2 protein-coding genes and 1 tRNA gene are annotated in these 2227 nt (G+C 53.3%); all 3 read right to left on the reverse strand.

The features are described from left to right. The coding region (locus tag Q8Q08_00410) for a hypothetical protein (protein ID MDP2652475.1) at nucleotides 1-975 on the reverse strand (975 nt) is incomplete at its 3' end. 278 nt (nucleotides 976-1253) lie between these two features. Next, a tRNA-Met gene (locus tag Q8Q08_00415) sits at nucleotides 1254-1329 on the reverse strand. 538 nt (nucleotides 1330-1867) lie between these two features. Continuing rightward, nucleotides 1868-2227, reverse strand: a 360-nt coding sequence (locus Q8Q08_00420) for a hypothetical protein (protein MDP2652476.1), incomplete at its 5' end; no start/stop codon positions are given.

The raw sequence follows: 2227 nt of genomic DNA on the forward strand, positions 1-2227 counted from the left end.
GATGTATGCCTCTGCCGGGGTCATGGAAATGTCCGCCTGGGACGAATAGCCCAGTTCTTTTACCACGTCGGCGGGTTGCAGTTTGAAATCCTCCTTACAGGCTTTATATAGGTCGGCCAGGGACTTGAGGGAAGCCGGGTCGCGTTTCGCGGGCGTGGGTGGCTTAACCGTCCCCTTACCAGCGAGTTTCTCGGACAGGACGTTGATGGCATCGTCCAGGGTCTTTCCGCTATGCAGCCACTCGCCTACGGATTTTACCCCCAGCATTTCATGAACCTCTGCTTCTGGCATACCCATCTTCTTGGTCTGCGCCCAGAAGTTCGACCAGTCCGGCTTATTGGTCTCCTGCTTTTTTCGCGGCTCGAATAATTCCCGGAGCGCAGATGCCACCCCGGGAAGCGACTGTGCGGCATCACTTTCGGCCCTCTTGCTGGCCATCTTCACGATTGTGTTTACCAGGTCGCCATGCTCCGGGTTGGGAATCCGGTATTGTGTTTTGTCGTTCCACTCTTTGGTCTTCAACGTCTTTATGGCATCCTCAGTATAACCCCACTCTGCAGGATTATACACCCAGCGGTACTTGTACTTTGTTTCGCTGGTGGACGCAGCGCCGAGCCCGGTTGCCACCACGGTGCCCGTAGCAAAGGATACCAGGGGCACCTCTATAACGGCAGATATTTCCTCTTTATTGTCCACAAAGTGAATCATCCGGCGTTCCCCCGGTCGGCAACTGTAGGACGAGATAATGATGGATGCTCCGGGGTCCCAAAGGAATTCCCCCTGAACACCGGGGACGCTGCCGAAGTCCCGGCCTCTAACCAGGGTATCCTTTACCAGGCCGCGGAGAAGGGCGATAGACTGCTGGGTTTGCTGGATAGCCTGCGGGGTGACCAGCAGCGGGGAAATGGTTCCCCCGGGTTGCTCGATTATCTCCCCGGTGGTTTTGTCCACGCTGACCATGCTTTTACTGACCATTGTTTACCTCCTTAAATAAAAAATGCCCTTGTCTGGGCACTTTAATTACGTTTCACTATGGTGTAGGTCACTGTTGAGGAATCATCAAACTCACAACACACATTAAAGCCGTGGAGGAATTGCTCTATGGTTATCCCGAGCTTTCGGGCTTCCCGGTCGATAAGCTGATAGGGAAAGGTAACTTCGAGGGATTTACTTTGAGTTACGGCCCTGCGAAGGGCATAGACTTTGCGGTGCCCTGCTGTCTTTGTTACCATACTTGCCTCCTAAAGCTTCGATGGTTGCGGTGGTGGGGGTTGAACCCACTATCTCCAGCTTATGGGGCTGGCGACTTGCCCGTTTGTCCTCACCGCGCCATATTTACCACCAGACATTAGCATATTAATATATTGTTTGTCAAGGGGTTTTCAAAGAATATTTAAAAATATTTTTCCCCACGAAAAAGGGGGGGGCGATAACTATGGAGGCAATTATCGCTCCCCCCCAATTTCAGGAGGCAAACCAATAGCAAAAACCCGGAGGCTTACTTATTGGCGCAGGACTTGGCCGCGCTGGCAAAAGCCGTGCGCACGCCACTGCGGTTACCCGGGCGCTTTCCCGAAAGATTCTGCTGGATGCAGCTTCGGAAACTCAGGAGGCGGCTGGAAACGGAACGGGTGTGAGGTCCACGGGAGTAGGAGGGCTGGCGCATCTCGCCACGAGTCACATGGACGTACACAGACTTCTGGGATACTGGGTCGAAAATAAAACCCTTACGCATTTTCTTGAAACTCCTTACCTATAAAATTTTCACCTCACCTTTTACGGTGTTCGCCCGACCGACCTCACGGGCTTGGGTGTATAGGTGACATATAGCGTAATGATAACACCGGGGCAGCGGTTTGTCAATAGGCTAAATCATTTGAGCGTTATCCGTGACTTGAATCTCAGAAAATGGATTTCCCTCGCTGTCAACCAGCATGAGCTTGGGGACAGAGACTATTTTATGCTTGGCCACAAGGTCTGCGGCAAAGTCCGACTTCTGAATATCCAGGACTTCCACTTCCCCGCGGTCTATCCTGTCCTGCAGGTAGCTTTTGGCCGCCGAACACGGCTTGCAACCGGCATTGGTCAGGAGTATCAGCCTCATGCCGCCGCTGCTACCGCCGCCGGAAGACCGGCGCTTCTTGCCCTTTCTTTCCTTGGGCTGGGATGCGGATAGCTCACATAACTGCACGGCCTCACTCTGGGAAGAAGATTTCCCTGAACACTG

Source organism: Candidatus Omnitrophota bacterium (genome assembly GCA_030688425.1).
Classification (GTDB): Bacteria; Omnitrophota; Gorgyraeia; order Zapsychrales; family JANLHA01; genus JAUYIB01.